Genomic DNA, 17,248 nt, shown 5'->3' with positions numbered 1-17,248 from the left:
GGTGCCATGGGGCTACGCGACAGGATGCGGCGACTGGTGGCCGGCACCCGGTCCCGGGTCGCCGACCCGTCCGGTGCCGCCGCCGACCCCTCCGGTGAGCGGGCCCGGTCCGCCACCGAGCCGACCCTGTCCGGAGCAGCGCCGACCGGGACCGTGGATCGGGTACCCGTCGATCCGGCCTGGCGGGCCCTGCCGCCGATGCAACGGGCGATGGCCGACGCGCCGATGCTGGTCAGCGACCTGCCCCGGTTCACCACCCGGTTGAGCACCCAGCAGGACCCGAGCCTGCGCACCCCGCTCGACCATCTGGTCAGCGAGCAGGCCCCCCTCGGGGTGGTACGCGACCTGGCCCGCTCCCGGCCCGGTCCGAAGCCCACCGAGAAGCCCACCGACCGGGGCCCGGCCCCGCAGCTGCCGGCGGTCCAGCGCAGCCCCGCCGACCACCTGGTGGATCACTCCGGCACCGGCCTGACGGGTACGCCCACCACGCCCGACGCCCGCCCTGCTTCCCCGCCACCGGTGATCGGGCCGGCGGACCACCACCGGGTGTCCCGGCCGGCCGTCCAGCGTCCCGCCTCGGCCGGCCCGCTGGTCACCGCCCGGCCGGCCGGCCCGGCCCGACGGTTGACCGGCTCGCCCCGCAGCGGTTCCGGTTCCGGCCCGCCGACCGTGCAGCGGGCCACCACCCCGGCCAGCCCGACCGCCGCCAGCGCCGCGACCGCCAGCCCGACCACGGCCCGTCCCGCCGCCGGCCCAGCCGCCAGCTCGCCCCCTCGTCCCGGCACCGCGGCTTCCGGTGCAGCCGGCGCGGCCGGCCCCGGCCCGGCCTCCGGGTGGCCGGGAGTCCCCTCCGGGGCTGCGGGATCCACCCACCACACCGGCCCTGCCGCAGCCCCCGCCGGTACCGGATCGGACCGGTCCGGACAGCCACCGGTACGCCGACCCGCCCGGTTGGGGCTGGGTGATCCCCTGCCGGCCCTGCCCGAGACGGCCCGGCCACGTTCCACCGGCCGTCCAACCGGCGGGAGCACGACCGATCGGAGCACCACGGGCCGGAGCACCACGGGCCGGAGCACCACGGACCGGAGCACCACGGGCCGGAGCACCACGGATCGGAGCACGACGGGAGGTGGTGCGGGTCGCTCGACGACCTCACCGCCAACCGTCCAACGGGCACCCGCCCGCGCAGGTCGACCCGATCCCGCCTCGTCCCCGGCCAGCGCGCCGGCTCCCACCAACAACCCGCTTGGCCCACCGACGTCACGGGGCCCGACCTCCGGCTCACCCACGGACCGGGGCCCAACCCCGACCGGGACGACTGACCGGGGCACGACCCCGACCGGGACGACTGACCGGGGCACGACCCCGACCGGGACGACGGACCGGGGCACGACCCCGGCCGGGACGGCCCGACCGGCCGTCGGCGGTCCGGCACCGGCCGGCAACCGCTCCGCCGTCCCGCCGCACCCCGCACCGGATCCGACCGCCCACCGGGACACCGCAGCCGTGCCCTCCCGGCCGGACCCCGCGACGTCCGGCCCGCCGGTGGTCCAGACCGCCCGGGTGCGACCCGAACCCCCCGCAGCACTCACGCCATCCCGCAGCACCCCCGGCCCGGCCCGGCTCGGGCTCGGCCACCCCCTGCCCGCCGACGCGCCCCCACCGGTGGTCCGCCCCACTCCACCAGCGGCGCCCGCCGGCACCCCGAACCCCGGTGGCACGAGCGGGACCGCCAGCACCACCCGCAGCACCGGCGGCGGTGGCGGTGGCAGAACCGTCGACGGCAACGGTGTCGGCCCGGCCGGATCGACACCGTTGCAACGGTCGGCGGCCCCCGGGCACACCGGTCGGGTCGTCCCACTGCGTCGCCGGCCGGTGGTCCGCGCCGATGACGCCGCCTCCACGGCGGCCACACCGTCGACCACGTTGCGGAACCCCGCCGGGGCTCCGTCCACCGCCACCGGCGCCTCCCGGGGCACGGCCCCGACGAGCACCCCGAGCGCCGCCCACCGCCCGCCGACCACCCCGGCACCTGGCCGGTCGATCCCGGTCCAGCCCGCACCGGCCCGGCCGAACCCGGACCGGGCCACGGCAGCCCAGGTGAGCCCGTCGGTGCCAGCCCGGGTCGCAACCGACCGGTCGGCTGTCGGCCGGTCGACTCCGCTCGGCCCCGGCACGCCGGCCAGCCGACCCGAACCCGTGCCGGGACAGCCAGCCACCAACCGGTCCACGCCCGGTGGCCCCGCGGCGACGGCGCCCCCGGCCGGACCGGTGGTTCAGCGGCTGCGTCGGACCGACGACCGGGGCGAGGTAGGGGTGTCGTCACCGGCCCCACAGCGGGTGCCACTGCTCGCCGAGCGCCAACTGCCCCGACTGAGCGGAGGCCTGAGTGGGACGCTGACGACGCCCGGCACTCCGACCAGCTCCCGGGCCACCGTGCCGGTGCGCTGGCGTACCCGGGGTGCCGTCGTGGCGTCGGCGGCCGGCCCGGACCAGGGTGCGTCGGCCGCCGCCCAGCGGACCACCGCACCCACCGGGAACCCGGCCGGTCCGCGCCCCGGCCCATCCGCCGCGCCGGCACCGGCCCGCTCCGTTCAGCGGCAGGTCCGTTCCGGTCCGTCCCCGGTCGGGCCGGGGCAGGGCGACCCCGGGGCCCGCGCTGCCCGTACCGTCTCGCCCGGCGACGGCCACCGGACCAGGGTGACCGGCACCTCGGCGTCGGCCGAGCACCGGCCGCTGAGGTCGGCATCCGACAGCGGAGCACGCCCGGAGCCCGATCCGGCCGGCGCGGCCCGACCCGCCACCGGCGGTCCACCCCGGCAGCGGGCGACCGCCCAGCGGGCCACCGGACCCACGACGGTCCAACGGACCACCGGTCTCACGACCGCCCAGCGGGCCACCGGACCCACGATGGTCCAACGGACCGCCGGATCCACGACGGTCCAGCGTTCCGCCGGATCCGCCGGTGGGTCCCGGGCGGCTTCCCCCAGCAGGCCGCAGGTCGGCGGGGTGGCACAGCGGTCGCTCGGGCCGGTCCAGCGGGAGGAGACCGGCGCACCGGCCGAGCCGGCGGCGCAGCCGGACATCGAGGCGATGCTGCGCGGCTTCGACCGACGGGAGCTCGACGCCCTGGCACACCGGCTGGTCGGACCGATCAGCCGGCTGGTCCGCGCCGATCTGCGGGCCAGCCGGGAACGCTCCGGCCGGTGGCGGGACGGCCACCGGTGAGACCACCACCGGGGCGACGGACAGACCGGCACCACGAGAGGGGGTACCCCGATGGCCAGCGGTGACCCGGGGACGAGCGTCCACTTCCGGCTCCAGATCGACGGCATCGACCTGGGCGAGTGGAACAGTTGCGACGGCCTCGGCTGCGAGGTCGAGCTGGAGCAGTACCAGGAGGGCGGCAACAACGACTTCGTCTGGCAGCTGCCGTCCCGGTTGAGATACTCCAACGTCACGCTGACCCGACCGCTGACCCGGGACACCGCGAAGGTCTCCAGTTACCTGGCCCAGCTGCCCAGCGGGGTGCGCCGGGGCACCGCCCAGATCGCCGCGCTCCGGCCCGACCTGGCGCTGCTGGTCCAGTGGGGACTCGCCGACGTGGTGCTGGTGCGCTGGTCCGGGCCGAGTTTCGACCCGGAACGCTCCGAGGTGGCCAGCGAGAGCATCGAGTTGGCGTACCACGGCTTTCTGGAAGTGGGCTGATGCGGTCGCGGGCCGGCAAGGTCGCCGCGCAGCTGCAGCGGTACCAGCCGCCGACCTCGGGTGGGAGCCAACCCGGTGGCACCCTCGGCGGGCCGATCACGTTCATGTTCAACCCGCAGCAGTTGGCGTTGACCAAGTCGGCGAACTGGATCCCGCACGTGGTCCGGGGCGCGCAGGACGTCGGCGTCGCCGAGTTCAGCGGCTCCGGCCCCCGGACGTTGAGTCTGGAGATCTTCCTCGACGCCACCGACACCCACTCCCGCACCGTTCAGCAACGGGTCGACTCCCTGCTCACCTGCTGTGTGCCGACGAAGGCGAGCATCGCCGCGAAGGCACCCTCACCACCCTGGGTGAAGTTCGCCTGGGGGCAGTTCCAGACCGTGTCGTTCTACTCGTACGTCAGCCAGATCAACGCGACCTACAGCCTCTTCGACCCGGACGGCACCCCGCTGCGGGCCACCTGCTCGCTGACCCTGCACGAGATCAGCGGGGCCACGCCGGGGCAGAACCCGACCTCGGGCAGTCGGAGCGCCCGGCGGGTGCACACCCTGGTGGCCGGGGACTCCCTGGAGCTGCTGGCCCACCGCGAGTACGGGGACCCGACCGTCTGGCGGGTGATCGCCGAGGCCAACGACATCGACGACCCGCTCCGGTTGACGGCGGGACGACAACTGCTCCTGCCCGCACCGGAGGAGCTGCCCACCGGGGAGGACCGTCATGTCCGGCGGTGAACACACCAACAACCTGGTCATCGGGGTACCCGGCGAGCTGCCCAAGGAGTGGGCCGACCTGCTGGTCTCGGCGGAGATCCAGGACAGCACCAACCTCGCCGCCGCCGCCACCCTGAGCTTCCGCGACCCGGAGAGCAAGTTCCTGGAGAAGAACAGCATCACCATCGGCAAGGACGTCACCGTCCGGGTCCGTACCGGCCGGGACCCCGCCACGGTGCCGCTGTTCACCGGCGAGGTGGTCGCCCTGGAGTGCGAGTACGACGGGGTCGGCACCTTCACCACCCTGCGGGCGCTGGACCTCTCCCACCGGCTGATGCGCGGCCAGCGGGTCCGCAGCTTCGTCAACCGCAAGGCCTCCGACATCGCCCGGGAGGTCGCCGCCGCCGCCGGGATCCCGATCGGCCGGGTCGAGGCCACCTCCACCGTGTACGAGACGGTCACCCAGCCGAACGTCAACGACTGGGAGTTCCTCAAGATGCTCGCGGTCGACAACGACGCCGAGGTGGTCGTCGTCGACGGGAGGTTCGAGTTCCGCCGCTCGGTGCGGGCCGCCGGTGCGCCCGGTGCCGGGGTGACCGCCGAGCAGAGCCGGTTCGTGGTCCAGATGGACGACAACCTCTTCTCGGTCCGCTCCACCGTCACCTCCGTCGGGCAGGTGGCCGGGGTGACGGTGCGCGGCTGGGACGTCCGCCGCAAGCAGCCGCTCAAGACCGAGGTCACCGCCGAGGCCAGCGACGAGGTACAGATCGGCACCACCCCGGACAAGGTCACCAGCCCGTTCGGTACGGCCCGACTCTGCGTGGCCGACGTGCCGTACCGGACCACCGCGGAGACCCGGGCGGTGGCCGGCGCGGTGGCCGCCGACGTGACGGGGGCCTTCGCGGAGCTGGAGGTCGGCCTCCGGGGCAATCCCCTGCTGCGGGCCGGTGTGCCGATCTCCCTGCAACAGGTGGGCGCCCCCTTCGAGGGCAAGTACACGATCACCGCCAGCCGGCACGTGCTCGGCCCCGGCCTGGTCTACGAGACCTGGTTGACGGTGAGTGGCCGTCAGGACCGGTCGACCTGGGGGCTGGCCACCGCCGCCGCCGCGCCGGCCCGGGCGAGCCGGGTGCCGGGGCTGGCCACCGGGATCGTCACCAACGTCAAGGCCGACGTGGACCGTCGGCACCCCGAACGGGTCGGCCAGGGCTGGGTGAAGCTGCGTTTCCCGTGGCTGACCGACGTCGGCGAGTACGAGACCGACTGGGTCCGTACGGTGCAGCTCGGTGGGGGTGGCGGCGGCGGGGTGTTCTGCCCGGAGGTCAACGACGAGGTGCTGGTCGGCTTCGAGCAGGGCCTGCTGGACCGCCCGTACGTGATCGGGGGTCTCTACAACGGCACGGACCGACCGTCACCGCACGACGGCGCGCTGGTGGACTCCTCCTCCGGGCGGGTCAACCGGCGCTCGTTCGCCTCCCGCAGCGGCGACCGGATCGAGTTCCTGGAGTCCCAGCTCGCCGCCGGCCCCCGGGGGATCCGGTTGGTCACCTCCCAGGACCGGCTGACCGTGCACCTGGACGAGCGGAAGACCTCGGTGGTGATCCGCAGTGACGGCACCGTCGAGATCGAGGCGCAGAAGCAGGTCACCGTCAAGGGCCGGGGCATCACCCTGGACGCCGGCACCGGCGAGCTGGTCATGCGGGGACGCAAGGTCACCGTCGACGGCGGCACCCAGGTCGACATCCAGGCACCACTCGTGAAGCTCAACTGACCGGAGGGATGCCCCATGCCGCCCGCCGCCCGTATCGGTGACAAGCTCAGCCACCTGGCCACCGCGCTCACCCCCGGCCCACCCACCGGGACCATCGGCCCGCCCGGTGGGCAGGCGCTGCCACCCGGTACGCCCGGTGCCCCGATGCTCGGGGTCTCCAGCGTGCTCATCGCGGGCCGACCCGCCGCCGTGGTCGGCACCGTCTGCGTGTGCGAGAAGCCACCCCAGCATTTGGTGCTCCTGCTGACCAACCGGATCGTGCCGGCCATGCCGCCGCCGCTGCGGCGGGTGCTGATCGGCGGGCACCAGGCTGCCCGACGCGGTGACCAGACCACCTGCAAGTCCGTGGTCAGCACCGGCGCGCCTACCGTGTTGATCGGGGGTTGAGCCGGTGGCCGAGCAGTTCATCGGTGCGGGCTGGGCGTTCCCGCTGCGTACCGACGCGACCGGCGGGATCGCCCTGGTCGACCGGGAGCGGGAGATCGTCGAGGCGATCCAGCTGATCCTCGGCACCGCCCCCGGTGAGCGGCCGATGCGACCGGAGTTCGGTTGCGGGGTGCACGACTACGTATTCGCCCCGGCCGACGAGAACACCGCCGGGCGGATCGCCTTCGAGGTGCGCCGGGCGCTGGACCGCTGGGAGCCGCGCATCGACGTGACCGACGTGGTGGTCAGCTTCGACGCCGAGGAGGTCGGGGTGCTCTACATCGACGTCCGGTACACCGTCCGGGGCACCAACGACCCCCGGAACCTGGTCTTCCCGTTCTACGTCATCCCGTCCCACGAGGAAAGCACCGCCTGATGCCGCTGCCCGCGCCCAACCTGGACGACCGTCGCTTCCAGCAGCTCGTCGACGAGGCGAAACGGTTCATCCAGCAGCGTTGCCCCGAGTGGAGCGACCACAACGTCTCCGACCCGGGGGTCACCCTGGTGGAGACGTTCGCGCACATGGTCGACCAGCTCCTCTACCGGCTCAACCGGGTGCCGGAGAAGAACTACCTGGCCTTCCTCGACCTGATCGGGGTACGCCCGTTCCCGCCGACGGCCGCCCGGGGCGAGGTCACCTTCTGGCTCTCCGGCCCGCAGACCCAGCCGGTGGTGCTGCGCGCCGGCACCGAGGTGGGCACCGAACGTACCCAGACCGACGAGGCGATCGTCTTCACCACCGCGACGGACCTGGCCGTGGTGCCCTGCGAGCTGAGCCGGTTGCGCAGCCACCCGGCCCAGGGCCCACCGGCGGACCGGACCGAGGAGCTGCTCGACGGCCGGGACGTGGCCTGCTTCCCGGCCAGCCCGTCGGTGGGTGACGCCATGCTGCTCGGGCTCTCCGCCGCCGTGCCGTCCTGCGCGGTGCTGCTGCGGATGGACAGCCGGGTCGAGGGGGTCGGGGTCGACCCGCGGCAACCGCCGCTGGTCTGGGAGGCGTGGACCGGTGCGGACTGGTCGCCCTGCGAGGTCGACCACGACGACACCGGCGGGTTGAACCGGCCGGGCGAGGTGGTGCTGCACGTGCCGGCCACCCACATCAGCAGCGTGGTCGCCGGGCAGCGGGCCGGCTGGTTGCGCTGCCGGCTGGTCGAGGCCCGGCCGGGTCAGCCGTTCTACGCCGCCTCGCCGACGGTCCGCTCGGTCGAGGCGGCCACCATCGGCGGCACGGTCACCGCGGTGCACGCCGAGACGATCCTCGGCGAGCAGGTGGGTGAGGCCGAGGGGGTGCCCGGGCAGCGGTTCACGGTGGCCCGGCCGCCGATCGTCGGCGACGAGCAGCCCCTGGTGGTGGAGACCGCCGACGGTGCCGGGTGGCTGGAGTGGGCCGAGGTGGACTCGTTCAGCGGTTCCGGGCCCCAGGACCGGCACGTGGTGCTCGACCGGACCGCCGGGGAGATCTTCTTCGGGCCGGCCGTCCGGCAGCCCGACGGGACGTTACGCCGCTACGGTGCCGTACCGGCCGCCGGCTCCCGGGTCCGGGTCCGGCGCTACCGCACCGGGGGCGGGCGCAGCGGCAACGTCGCCCGGGGCGCGCTGGCCGTGCTGCGCAGCTCGATGCCGTACGTCTCCGGGGTGGAGAACCGGGCGCCCGCCACCGGCGGGGTGGACGGGGAGACCGTGGCGGAGGCCCGGTTGCGCGGTCCGGTCCAGCTGCGGGCCCAGGACCGGGCGGTGACCGCCCGCGACTACGAGTTGCTCGCCCGGCAGGCCTGCCCGGCCGCCGCCCGGGTGCGCTGCCTGTCCGCCGGTGACGGCAGCGACGCCGGCGGGGTCCGGCTGCTGGTGGTGCCGGAGGCGGTCGCCGACGCGGAGGGCCGGCTGCACTTCGAGGACCTGGTCCCCCCGGACGGGATGCTCGCCACCATCGCCGAGCATCTGGACACCCGCCGCCCGGTCGGCACCCGGCTGGTCGTGGAGCCGCCGTTCTACCAGGGGGTCACCGTGGTCGTCCGGCTGGTCCCCCGGCCCGACGTCGCCGCCGCCCAGTTGCGCGGCGAGGCCACCGCCACCCTGTACCGCTACCTCGACCCGGTGCACGGTGGGCCGGAGGGCACGGGTTGGCCGTTCGGGCGGCAGGTGCACTCCGGGGAGATCTTCGGGGTCCTGCAACGGCTGCCGGGGGTGGAGGTGGTCGAGGAGGTCCGCATGTTCCCCGCCGATCCGTTGACCGGCCGGCGGGGTGAGCAGGTCACCCGGATCGACCTGGATCGGCACGCCCTCGTCTTCTCCCACCAGCACCAGGTCCGGGTCGACGAACGCCCGTCGGGCGCCTGAGCGAGGAGGAACCACCCATGCGCGCCGCAGTCGCTGGACTGGCCACCCCCGACCCGCTGGGCCGGCGGCTGCCCGCCGTCTACGCCGCCGACGACCTGGCCCAGCGCCTCACCGGCGGCTTCGACCAGGTGCTCGCGCCGGTGCACGCCACCCTGGACAGCCTGTGGGCGTACTTCGACCCGGCGTTGGCCCCGCCGGACTTCGTGGACTGGCTGGGCTCCTGGGTGGCCGCCGGTGGTGGGCGGGACCGGCCGGCCGCCGAACGCCGCCGGGTGGTCGCCGGGGCCGTCGCCCGACACCGGGTCCGCGGCACCGCCGCCGGACTGGCCGAGGAGGTACGCCTCGCCACCGGGCTCGTCCCGGAGATCGTCGAGAGCGGCGGCACCACCTGGTCGGTCACGCCCGGCACCGCCCTGCCCGGGTCCGCCGTGCCCGCCCTTACCGTGCGGGTGTACGCGCCGGAGCCCAGCGACGCCCTGGTCGCCCGGCTGCGGGCGGTGGTCGAGGCGAACCGGCCAGCGCACGTGCCGTACACGGTGGAGGTGCTGCCACTGGTGGGCGAGGACCCGGCCGGGACGGACCGGACGGTGGCCCGGTGAGGCGCTGCGACAACTGCGGGTCCGAGGTCGTTCCGGGCGACGGCTTCTGCGGCACCTGCGGGGCGTTCCTGTCCTGGGACGACGACGCCACCCCGACGCCGGAGGTCGAGGTCGCGGAGCCGGCACCGCCCACCGCCGAGCGCGACCTGCGGCGGGCCGCCGCGTTGGTGGTGCCGGTACGGCCGGCCGACGAGACCGCACCGGCCCGGGAGGGCACCCCGACCGAGCCGGCCCCGCTCGATCCCACCGACCGAGTCGACCAGCCGACGGCGGTGCAACCGGGTCGACCGGTCGCGCCGCCACCGGTGGTCCGGGACTTCACCGGTGATCCGGCGGGCGGCCCGCACGACGTGACCTGTCCGGTCTGCGGCACCGGCAACCCGCGGGACCGGTCGTTCTGCCGGCGGTGCGGCAACCCGTTGACCGCGACCACCGGCCCGCCCCGGGCCCTACCGTGGTGGCGTCGACTGCGCTGGCCACGCCGCCGGTCCCGCGGGGGTTGGCTGCGCCGGCTGCTGGCGGTCCTGCTCGTGCTGGCCCTGCTCGGCGCGGTGGCGCTGGCGGTGGCCCGGTTCGCCGGGCCGGTCGTGGACGCCGTCCGGGACCGGACCGCGACGCCCGAGGCGGTGCTGCCCAGCGAGGTGACGGCCTCCAGTGCGGCGCGCGGTCATCCGGCCCGGTCCACCGTCGACGGGCTGAACAACCGGTACTGGGCGCCTGCCACCGACCGACCCGCCACCGGCGAGTACGTCGAGTTCACCTTCGATCCGCCGATCCGTCTGCTGGATCTCATCGTGCACACCGGTGCCTCGCCCCAGCAGGACGCCTTCGTCGAGCAGGCCCGCCCGGCCGAGCTGACCATGACCCTGTCGACAGGCGACGGCGAGCGCGCCAGCCAGTTGCGGCTGACCGACCGGCCGGGCCCGCAGAGCTTCCATCACGTGGCGGGCGGGGTGTCGCGGCTGCGGTTGACCATCCAGGCGAGCTACGGCGAGCAGCGCGGGCGGCGGGTGGCCCTGGCCGAGGTGGAGGTGTTCAGGCGGCCGTGACGTGCACCGGGCGGGACCCGACGCCGAGTGACCGCAGCACCCGCTCGTACGTCTGCTGGCTGTGCCGGGCCGCTGCCACGTCACCGGCCCGCCGTTGTGCGCTGATCAGCAGCCGCCAGCCGTCGTCGTGGTAGCCGTCCAGCTCCAGGGCCCGACGGGCCGCCGCCACGGCGGCCCGGGCCCGCCCCCGGGTCAACTCCAGGCCGGCCAGGAGCACCGCGGCCTCCGCTGCCCGGGACCGGTGCCGGTCCCGGGCGGCGAGCACCCACTCCGCGGTGCCGTCCTCCGGCAGCAGGTCACCGGCGTAGTGGTCGAGGGCGGTGCGCAGCGCCCGGACGGCCGCCGCGTCCTCGCCCCGCGACCGGGCCCGCCGGGACTCGGCCAGCGCCGCCCCGAACGCCGACACGTCGCAACCTCCGTCGTCCACCTCCAGCCGGTACGTCCAGCCGTCGCGCACGACGAACCGGGACGCGCCCCGGGCCACTCCCGGCTCCAGGAAGGTACGCAGCGTCGAGACGCCGACGTGCAGGTTGTTGAGGGCCGCCCGCTCCGGCAGCTCCGGCCAGAGCGCCGCCATGATCCGCTCCCGGTGCACCGGCTGCCCGGCCTCGGCGGCGAGATACCGCAGCAGGGTGCGCACCCGGGGGCGGATGCCGGACAGGTCGACCGGCAGTCCGTCCCGCTCCAGCCGGAAGCCACCGAAACACCACAGTCGTAACTGAGCCGAAATCATGTGATCTGTCTCCCTTGTCGCCAGGACCTCGCGAATCTGGTCCGGCCCACGACCGGACGGTCCCCGCTGGATGGACCGGCCGGGTGACGTCGACGGCACCCGACGCGGTCGGGACGGCCTGTGCTGCTGGGAGAGGTGGGCGACAACGAGGTCGCGCCGAGGATTCTTCTCGATGTCCGGGGGGACACCGACAGCCGTCAGTTCGGGGACGCGTCGAGGGGCTTTAATTGTCGGTGCCGGTGCACGCGCACCGGTACGGACCCGTCCACTCAGGAGCAACCGGATGTCGACGGCTGATCTGCCCGAAGCCGGCGCGCCGGAGCCGGTGGTCCTGCGGTGGGACCACCTGACCGGTGACCGCTGGCCGCAGCTGACCGCACTCACCGCTGACCGGATGGTGCTGCTGGTCCTGCCCCGACAGTCGAGCGTCGACCCGTTGGCGCTGCTGGTGACCGGGGTGCGGGCGGTGCTGCGCGAGGGTGACGGCGCCGAGGAGTTCACCCTGGCCAGGGCGGCGGTGCTCAGCGGCGGTAGCTACCTGTCGCCCGGGGTGACGACGCTGGCCGGTGGGGCAGCGCAGGCGTCGGCCGCGCTGGGTCCCCGTGAGGTGGAGACGTTGCGCTGCATCGCCCAGGGGCTCACCCACCGGCAGGCCGCCCACCGGTTGGGGGTGACCGAGCAGACCGTCAACACGTACGCGAAGCGGCTGCGACGCAAGCTCGGGGCCGCCAACAAGGCCGAGTTGACCCGACGCGCCGTGGAGCTCGGTTACCTGTCCGTTTGACGCCCGTTTCTTGCCGGTCTTCTTGCCTCGCCTTTCCCATCACGCTGTAGTTGACTTGTCACCGAGGGGTGGCCGATGTTCGACGTGTGTGTGGTGGTGTCCGAGCCGCTGGCCCGGCGCGGGGTGCACCAACTGATCGGAGGCAACGAGCGGGTACGACGCTGTGTCACGGTGGACACGGTGAGCGAGGTGACCGGCAGCGGCGCGGGTCCGGAGACCGTCGTCGTCCTGGTGGATCCACTGCTGCACGCGGTGCGGTGGTCCTGTCCCCGGCACCCGACGCTGGTGATGCTGCCGGATTCGGCGATGACGGTGGCGGTGGCGGCGATTCGGGCCGGCGCCCGCTCGGTGGTGAGCACCGCGAGCGAGCAGGCCCAGCTGCGGATCGCACTCGACATCGCCACCACCGGCGGGTTCTACCTGTGTCCGCGGTTCACCGCCCGGCTGCGCGGTGAACCGCCCGGCCCCGGCGCCACCCGCGCGCCGGGCCGGGCGGCGCCGCCCTGCGCCCCGGGTCCCGGCCCCGGGCGGGACCGCCCGCCCCGCCGGCCCGCGCTGGCCCCCCGGGAGGCCGAGACCCTGAAGCTGATCGCCCACGGTCTGACCCACGCGCAGGTGGCCCGGCGGCTCGGCATCTCCGAGGCGACCGTGAACACCTACCTCACCCGGATCCGGTCCAAACTGGACGTGGGCAACAAGGCCGAACTGACCCGGCAGGCGTTCACCCTCGGCCTGGTTACCCGCCGCGGCGCCCCCACCGGGTGACCCGCCCGGTCAGTCGAGGATCTCGTCGAGCCAGGCCCGGACCTGGGCCACCTCGCCCAGCGACCCGACGTCGTTGACCGTTTCGAGGAGTTCGGTCGCCCGGTCGAGCACCACCTGGGCCCGTTCGGGTGCCCCGGCCCGCAGCAGCACCTCGGCGAGGGTGAGGTGGGTACGGCCGAGGCAGCCCAGGTCGTCACCGGCGTCGAAGTCCTCGATCGCCCCGCGCAACGCCGCCTCCGCGTCACCGAACCGGCCGCGGTCGGCCTGCAGCAGCCCCAACCGGTGCCGTACCCAGCCGCGCAGCGGCCGGCTGGCGGGCCGGTCCGGCAGGGCCGACCCCCAACCCTGGTCGGCCTCCTCGACCAGGCGCAGCGCCTCGTCGAGTTGGCCGGTCGAGCGCAGCAGATCCGAGAGGGTGTACGAGGCCACGATCCAGCCGAGCCGGTCGTCGGCCGCCAACAGCAACCGTCGGGCGTCGCGGAGGTTCGCCAACGCGGCACCCGGGTCGGCCCGCCGACTCTGCAGCGCCGCCAGGTAGCACCGGGCCCACCCGGCGATCCCCGGTTCACCGGCGGCTTCGGCCAACGCCAACGCGGTACGGTGCTCGACGTACGCCTCGTCGAGGTCGTCGTGCAGGAGATACAACGCCCAGCCGAGGTTGTTGCGCTGGAACGCCTCGGCCACCGGGTCACCGAGCGACTGCGCCGCCCGGACCGCCCGGCGGAACAACTCGTCCCAGGGCACCGCCAGGTGCCGCCGTTCGGCGTACCAGTACAGGTGCCCGGCGGCGGCGAGCACCTCGTGGTGGCGGCCCCGGGTCGCGACGTACCGGATCGCCCACCACCAGCCCGGCCGTTCGGTGTCCAGCCAGTTGACCGCCGCAGGCGCGGTGGGGAACCCGGCCGGTGGCCGCCAGCGGGTCGGGTCGAGCCACCCATGGGCGGAGGCGATCCGGCCCAGCAGGTGCCCGGCGAGCCGGTCCCGGGCGGCGTCGGTGTCCGCGGCACTCTCCTCGGCGTCGATCCGTTCGGCGGCGAAGAGCGCCAGCAGGTCGTGCAGGACGTACCGGCCGGCGGTGGCCGCCGCGTTGAGCAGGCCGGCGTCCACCAACGCGTCGAGCAGGTCCTCGGTGACCGCGACCGGCTCGTCGACAAGTGCGGCGACCACCGGCGCGGAGTACTGCGGCAGCGGCACCACCGCCAACGACCGGAAGGCCCGCCGCGCCGGGGTGTCGAGCAGCCGGTACGACAACTCGAACGCGCTGCGTACCTCGATGTCACCGGCGCGCAGCAGGTCCAGCCGACGCCGCTCGTTGCGCAGCCGCTCCACCAGCGACTGCACGCTCCACTGCGGACGGACGGCCAGCCGGTTCGCCGCTACCCGCAGGGCCAGCGGCAGCCGCCCGCAGAGCCGCCCCAGCTCCACCGCGGCGGCGCTCTCGGTGGCGATCCGTCCACCGCCCACCGCACCGGTGAGCAGCAGCTGCGCCTCTTCCTCCGACAGCACCCGCAGCGGCACCCGGCGTACCCCGGCCAACCCGGCCAGCGCGCTCCGGCTGGAGACCAGCACCAGCCAGCCCGGCCCGTTCGGCAACAACGGGCGTACCTGGGCCTCGTCCCGGGCGTTGTCCAGCACCAGCAACCCCCGGCCCTCGCCGCTGAGCGTCCGGTAGAGGGTCAACCGGGCGTCGGTCGACGGCGGCAGTTGGGCCACCCCGAACGCGGTGAGCAACTGGTCGAGCGCCTGGGCCAGGGGGGTCGGCTCGTCGTCCATGCCGCGCAGGTCGACGAAGAGCGACCCGCGGGGAAAGTGCCGCGCCTGCTGGTGCGCGGCGTGCACCACCAGACTGGTCTTGCCCACCCCGGGCGGCCCGTTGACCACCACCACCCGGGCCGCCTCGGCACGGGCGGCCCCCTGGGCCTCCTCGGCGAGCCGGTGCAGCTCGCCGGCCCGGCCCGCGAAGTCGGTCAGGTCACCGGGGAGCGAACCGGCCCGGTCCTCGTCCGCACCGGTCCGGTCCTCCCCGGTGTCGTCGCGGCACCGGGCGACCGCCACCAGTTGGGAGCGGTCCGCCGCCGACAGGCCGAGCCGGTCGGCCAACTCCTCCACCGTCCGCCGCTGGGGCCGGGTCACCCAGCCGAGCTCCAGATTGCGCACGGTACGCACGGCCAGTCCCGCCCGTTCGGCGAGTTCCTCCTGGGTGAGCCCGGCGACCGTCCGGTGTCGTCGCAGGAGCACGCCCAGTCGCCCACTCATCCCGACACCCCCGAACCGCCATCTCCCGTTGTCAACAGCACGACACGGATAGTTACAGACATTCGGGCCGATGCCCAGCCGGCCAGCTGACCTGAGATCAGCGTGAAACCACACCGTGTTGGTACGCCCACACCACGGTCTGCAACCGGTCCCGCGCACCGATCTTCGCCATCGCCCGCCCGAGGTGGGACTTGACGGTGCTGGTCTCGATGAACAGCTCCGTGGCGATCTCGACGTTCGACAGTCCACGGGCGAGCAACACCACGATCTCGGTCTCCCGCGCGGTCAACTGGTACGCCGCCGGCGCGTCGGACTCCGGCACCGGGCGACGACGGGCGAACTCCGAGATCACCCGCCGGGTCACCGCCTGGTCGACGAGTCCCTGCCCGTTGGCCAACCGCCGGATCGCCTCGATCAGCTCCTCCGGCTCACAGTCCTTGAGGATGAAGCCGCTCGCGCCGGACTCCAACGCGCCGAAGACGTACTCGTCGAGGTCGAAGGTCGTCACCACCAGCACCGCCGGCGGTTCCCCGGGCGCCTCGGCGACGATCCGACGGGTGGCGGCCAGCCCGTCGCCGCCGGGCATCCGGACGTCCATGCAGATGACGTCCGGGTTCGTCCGGCGGGCCAGGTCGACGGCGGCGGTGCCGTTGGACGCCTCCGCCACCACCTCGATCTCGCCGGACTGCTCCAGGATCACCCGGAAACCGGCCCGGACCACCGCCTGGTCGTCGACGAGCAGCACCCTGATCATGTCGGTTCGGTTCCCTTCGTGGTCGCCCGCGTCGACGTGGCCCGAGCCTCGTCCCGGGTCGGCAGCGTCACTGTGACAGACCAGCCGCCGGCCGGTGTCGGGCCGGCCGCGAACCGGGCGCCGATCAGCTGGGCCCGTTCCCGCATGCCGATCAGCCCGACCCCGCTGCTGGTCCGGCCCGTCGGCTCGGGACGTCGGGTGGCGGGTCCGTTGACCACCGCCAGCGCCACCTCGCGCGCGGCGAACCGGAGCTCGATGCGTACCGGGGCCCCCGGGGCGTGCTGCCGGGCGTTGGACAGGCACTCCTGCACCGTCCGGTACAGCGCCACGTCGGCGATCGGCGGCAGCTCGCGTTCCTGGCCCTGCCGGGTCAGCTCGACGGAACTGCCCAGCTCACGAGCGGTGCGTACCAGGTCGTCCAGCACCGCCAGGCCCGGCACGGGCACGTTGCCCTCGCCGGGACCGGGGGCCCCGTCCGCCTCCGGTCGCCCGCGTAGCACCCCCACCACGAGCCGCAGGTTGTTCAGGGTCTCCTTGCCCTGCGCGCGGATCCAGACCACCCCGTCCTTCGCCGCCGCCGGGTCCCGGTCGATCAGCCGTTCCACCGCCGAGGCCTGCACCACCATGCCGGAGAGGTGGTGGGCGGCGACGTCGTGCAGTTCCCGGGCCATCCGGGAACGTTCCGCGCCGATCGCGGCCGACACCTTCGCCTGCTGCGCCCGGACCGCCTCGACCGCCTGGACCCGCAGCAGTTCCAGATACCGCCGGTGGGTCGCGACGTAGCCGCCGACGAAGGCCGCACCGCCGTAGGACAGGGCACTGGACACGAGGTGACCGAGGACGGCCCGCAGCGGGGCCGGGCTGCCGGAGGCGGCGGCCGCGACCGCACCCACGGTGTCGGCCGCCGTGGCCAGGCCCACCGCGACGACTACCGTCCGTACCGGGAGCAGGGTGCCGACGGTGTAGGCCGCAATCAGCGTGGCACCACCCTGGACCGTCAGTTCGGACGGCATCGTCGCATTGATCACGAGCTGGACGCCGACGACGAGCGCGAGGCAGCGTCCCGGGTGGACCCGGCGCAGGCAGAGCAGCAGCGCCTGCCCGCAGCAGAGGAGGATCGCCAACCGGGCCCGGTCCGCGCCGACCTCGATCTCCTCGGTCGGCAGCACGACCCAGAAGAGCATCACCAACAGGACGAACGTCACGACCGCGACGACCACGGCCAGGAGGCAGTCCCGGGCGAACCGTCCGGTCACCCCGAGCCGGGTGAGCCACCCGTCCAGCCGCCCACTGAGCCGGTACCGGCCCGGGACGCCGGTGGCCCCCGGGCCGGTACCGCTGTGCTGTGTCATGGCC

At 74.5% G+C, this 17,248-nt stretch carries 15 protein-coding genes; 11 read left to right on the top strand and 4 right to left on the bottom strand.

Going from position 1 to position 17,248, the window contains the following annotated elements; all coding sequences use genetic code 11:
* Positions 1-6 precede the first annotated feature (6 nt).
* Genes GA0070617_RS00810 through GA0070617_RS00770 form a run of 9 tightly spaced genes read left to right on the top strand, consistent with a single transcriptional unit; the run spans position 7 to position 10,600 of the window.
* Positions 7-3,228, top strand: coding sequence for a hypothetical protein (locus tag GA0070617_RS00810; protein ID WP_139135541.1), 3,222 nt, complete (start codon positions 7-9; stop codon positions 3,226-3,228).
* A gap of 51 nt (positions 3,229-3,279) precedes the next feature.
* Complete coding sequence (locus tag GA0070617_RS00805; protein WP_091432558.1) at positions 3,280-3,708, top strand: phage tail protein; 429 nt, start codon at positions 3,280-3,282, stop codon at positions 3,706-3,708.
* A complete protein-coding gene (locus tag GA0070617_RS00800; RefSeq protein ID WP_091432555.1) occupies positions 3,708-4,439 on the top strand; it encodes a CIS tube protein in 732 nt (243 codons plus the stop codon). The genes GA0070617_RS00805 and GA0070617_RS00800 overlap by 1 nt, the downstream gene beginning before the upstream one ends.
* Positions 4,426-6,189 (top strand): VgrG-related protein, encoded by a 1,764-nt coding sequence (locus GA0070617_RS00795; RefSeq protein ID WP_091432553.1) that lies wholly within the window; start codon positions 4,426-4,428, stop codon positions 6,187-6,189. The genes GA0070617_RS00800 and GA0070617_RS00795 overlap by 14 nt, the downstream gene beginning before the upstream one ends.
* A 15-nt stretch (positions 6,190-6,204) precedes the next feature.
* Positions 6,205-6,576, top strand: coding sequence for a PAAR domain-containing protein (locus GA0070617_RS00790; RefSeq protein WP_091432550.1), 372 nt, complete (start codon positions 6,205-6,207; stop codon positions 6,574-6,576).
* Positions 6,577-6,580: 4 nt separating this feature from the next.
* Positions 6,581-6,991 carry a GPW/gp25 family protein gene (locus tag GA0070617_RS00785; protein WP_091432547.1) on the top strand — a complete coding sequence of 137 codons (411 nt, stop codon included), beginning with the start codon at positions 6,581-6,583 and terminating at the stop codon, positions 6,989-6,991.
* A complete protein-coding gene (locus tag GA0070617_RS00780) occupies positions 6,991-8,952 on the top strand; it encodes a putative baseplate assembly protein (protein ID WP_091432544.1) in 1,962 nt (653 codons plus the stop codon). Before GA0070617_RS00785 ends, GA0070617_RS00780 begins: the two co-directional genes overlap by 1 nt.
* Before the next feature lie 17 nt (positions 8,953-8,969).
* Positions 8,970-9,551 carry a phage tail protein gene (locus tag GA0070617_RS00775; protein ID WP_091432541.1) on the top strand — a complete coding sequence of 194 codons (582 nt, stop codon included), beginning with the start codon at positions 8,970-8,972 and terminating at the stop codon, positions 9,549-9,551.
* Positions 9,548-10,600 carry a zinc ribbon domain-containing protein gene (locus GA0070617_RS00770; protein ID WP_091432538.1) on the top strand — a complete coding sequence of 351 codons (1,053 nt, stop codon included), beginning with the start codon at positions 9,548-9,550 and terminating at the stop codon, positions 10,598-10,600. The genes GA0070617_RS00775 and GA0070617_RS00770 overlap by 4 nt, the downstream gene beginning before the upstream one ends.
* On the opposite strand, the gene GA0070617_RS00765 is transcribed toward GA0070617_RS00770, so the two are convergent.
* The gene (locus tag GA0070617_RS00765; RefSeq protein WP_091432535.1) at positions 10,587-11,333 is read right to left on the bottom strand and encodes an AfsR/SARP family transcriptional regulator; all 747 of its coding nucleotides are present in this window, start codon (positions 11,331-11,333) and stop codon (positions 10,587-10,589) included. The genes GA0070617_RS00770 and GA0070617_RS00765 overlap by 14 nt on opposite strands.
* 283 nt (positions 11,334-11,616) lie before the next feature.
* Here GA0070617_RS00765 and GA0070617_RS00760 point away from each other — a divergent pair, with 283 nt between their 5' ends.
* Positions 11,617-12,117, top strand: coding sequence for a helix-turn-helix transcriptional regulator (locus GA0070617_RS00760; RefSeq protein ID WP_217628755.1), 501 nt, complete (start codon positions 11,617-11,619; stop codon positions 12,115-12,117).
* A gap of 75 nt (positions 12,118-12,192) precedes the next feature.
* Positions 12,193-12,882 carry a helix-turn-helix transcriptional regulator gene (locus tag GA0070617_RS00755; RefSeq protein WP_217628754.1) on the top strand — a complete coding sequence of 230 codons (690 nt, stop codon included), beginning with the start codon at positions 12,193-12,195 and terminating at the stop codon, positions 12,880-12,882.
* A 9-nt stretch (positions 12,883-12,891) separates the two neighbouring features.
* On the opposite strand, the gene GA0070617_RS00750 is transcribed toward GA0070617_RS00755, so the two are convergent.
* From GA0070617_RS00750 to GA0070617_RS00740, 3 genes are all read right to left on the bottom strand, one after another.
* A complete protein-coding gene (locus GA0070617_RS00750) occupies positions 12,892-15,138 on the bottom strand; it encodes a helix-turn-helix domain-containing protein (protein WP_091432528.1) in 2,247 nt (748 codons plus the stop codon).
* Between the two features lie 97 nt (positions 15,139-15,235).
* Complete coding sequence (locus GA0070617_RS00745; RefSeq protein WP_091432525.1) at positions 15,236-15,892, bottom strand: response regulator; 657 nt, start codon at positions 15,890-15,892, stop codon at positions 15,236-15,238.
* A complete protein-coding gene (locus GA0070617_RS00740) occupies positions 15,889-17,244 on the bottom strand; it encodes a sensor histidine kinase (RefSeq protein WP_091432522.1) in 1,356 nt (451 codons plus the stop codon). The genes GA0070617_RS00745 and GA0070617_RS00740 overlap by 4 nt, the downstream gene beginning before the upstream one ends.
* Positions 17,245-17,248: the final 4 nt, after the last annotated feature.

The sequence above is a fragment of the Micromonospora yangpuensis genome, from assembly GCF_900091615.1.
Lineage (GTDB): Bacteria > Actinomycetota > Actinomycetes > Mycobacteriales > Micromonosporaceae > Micromonospora > Micromonospora yangpuensis.
The sequence above is the reverse complement of the archived record's forward strand: the minus strand, read 5'-3'. Positions and strand labels throughout refer to the sequence as shown.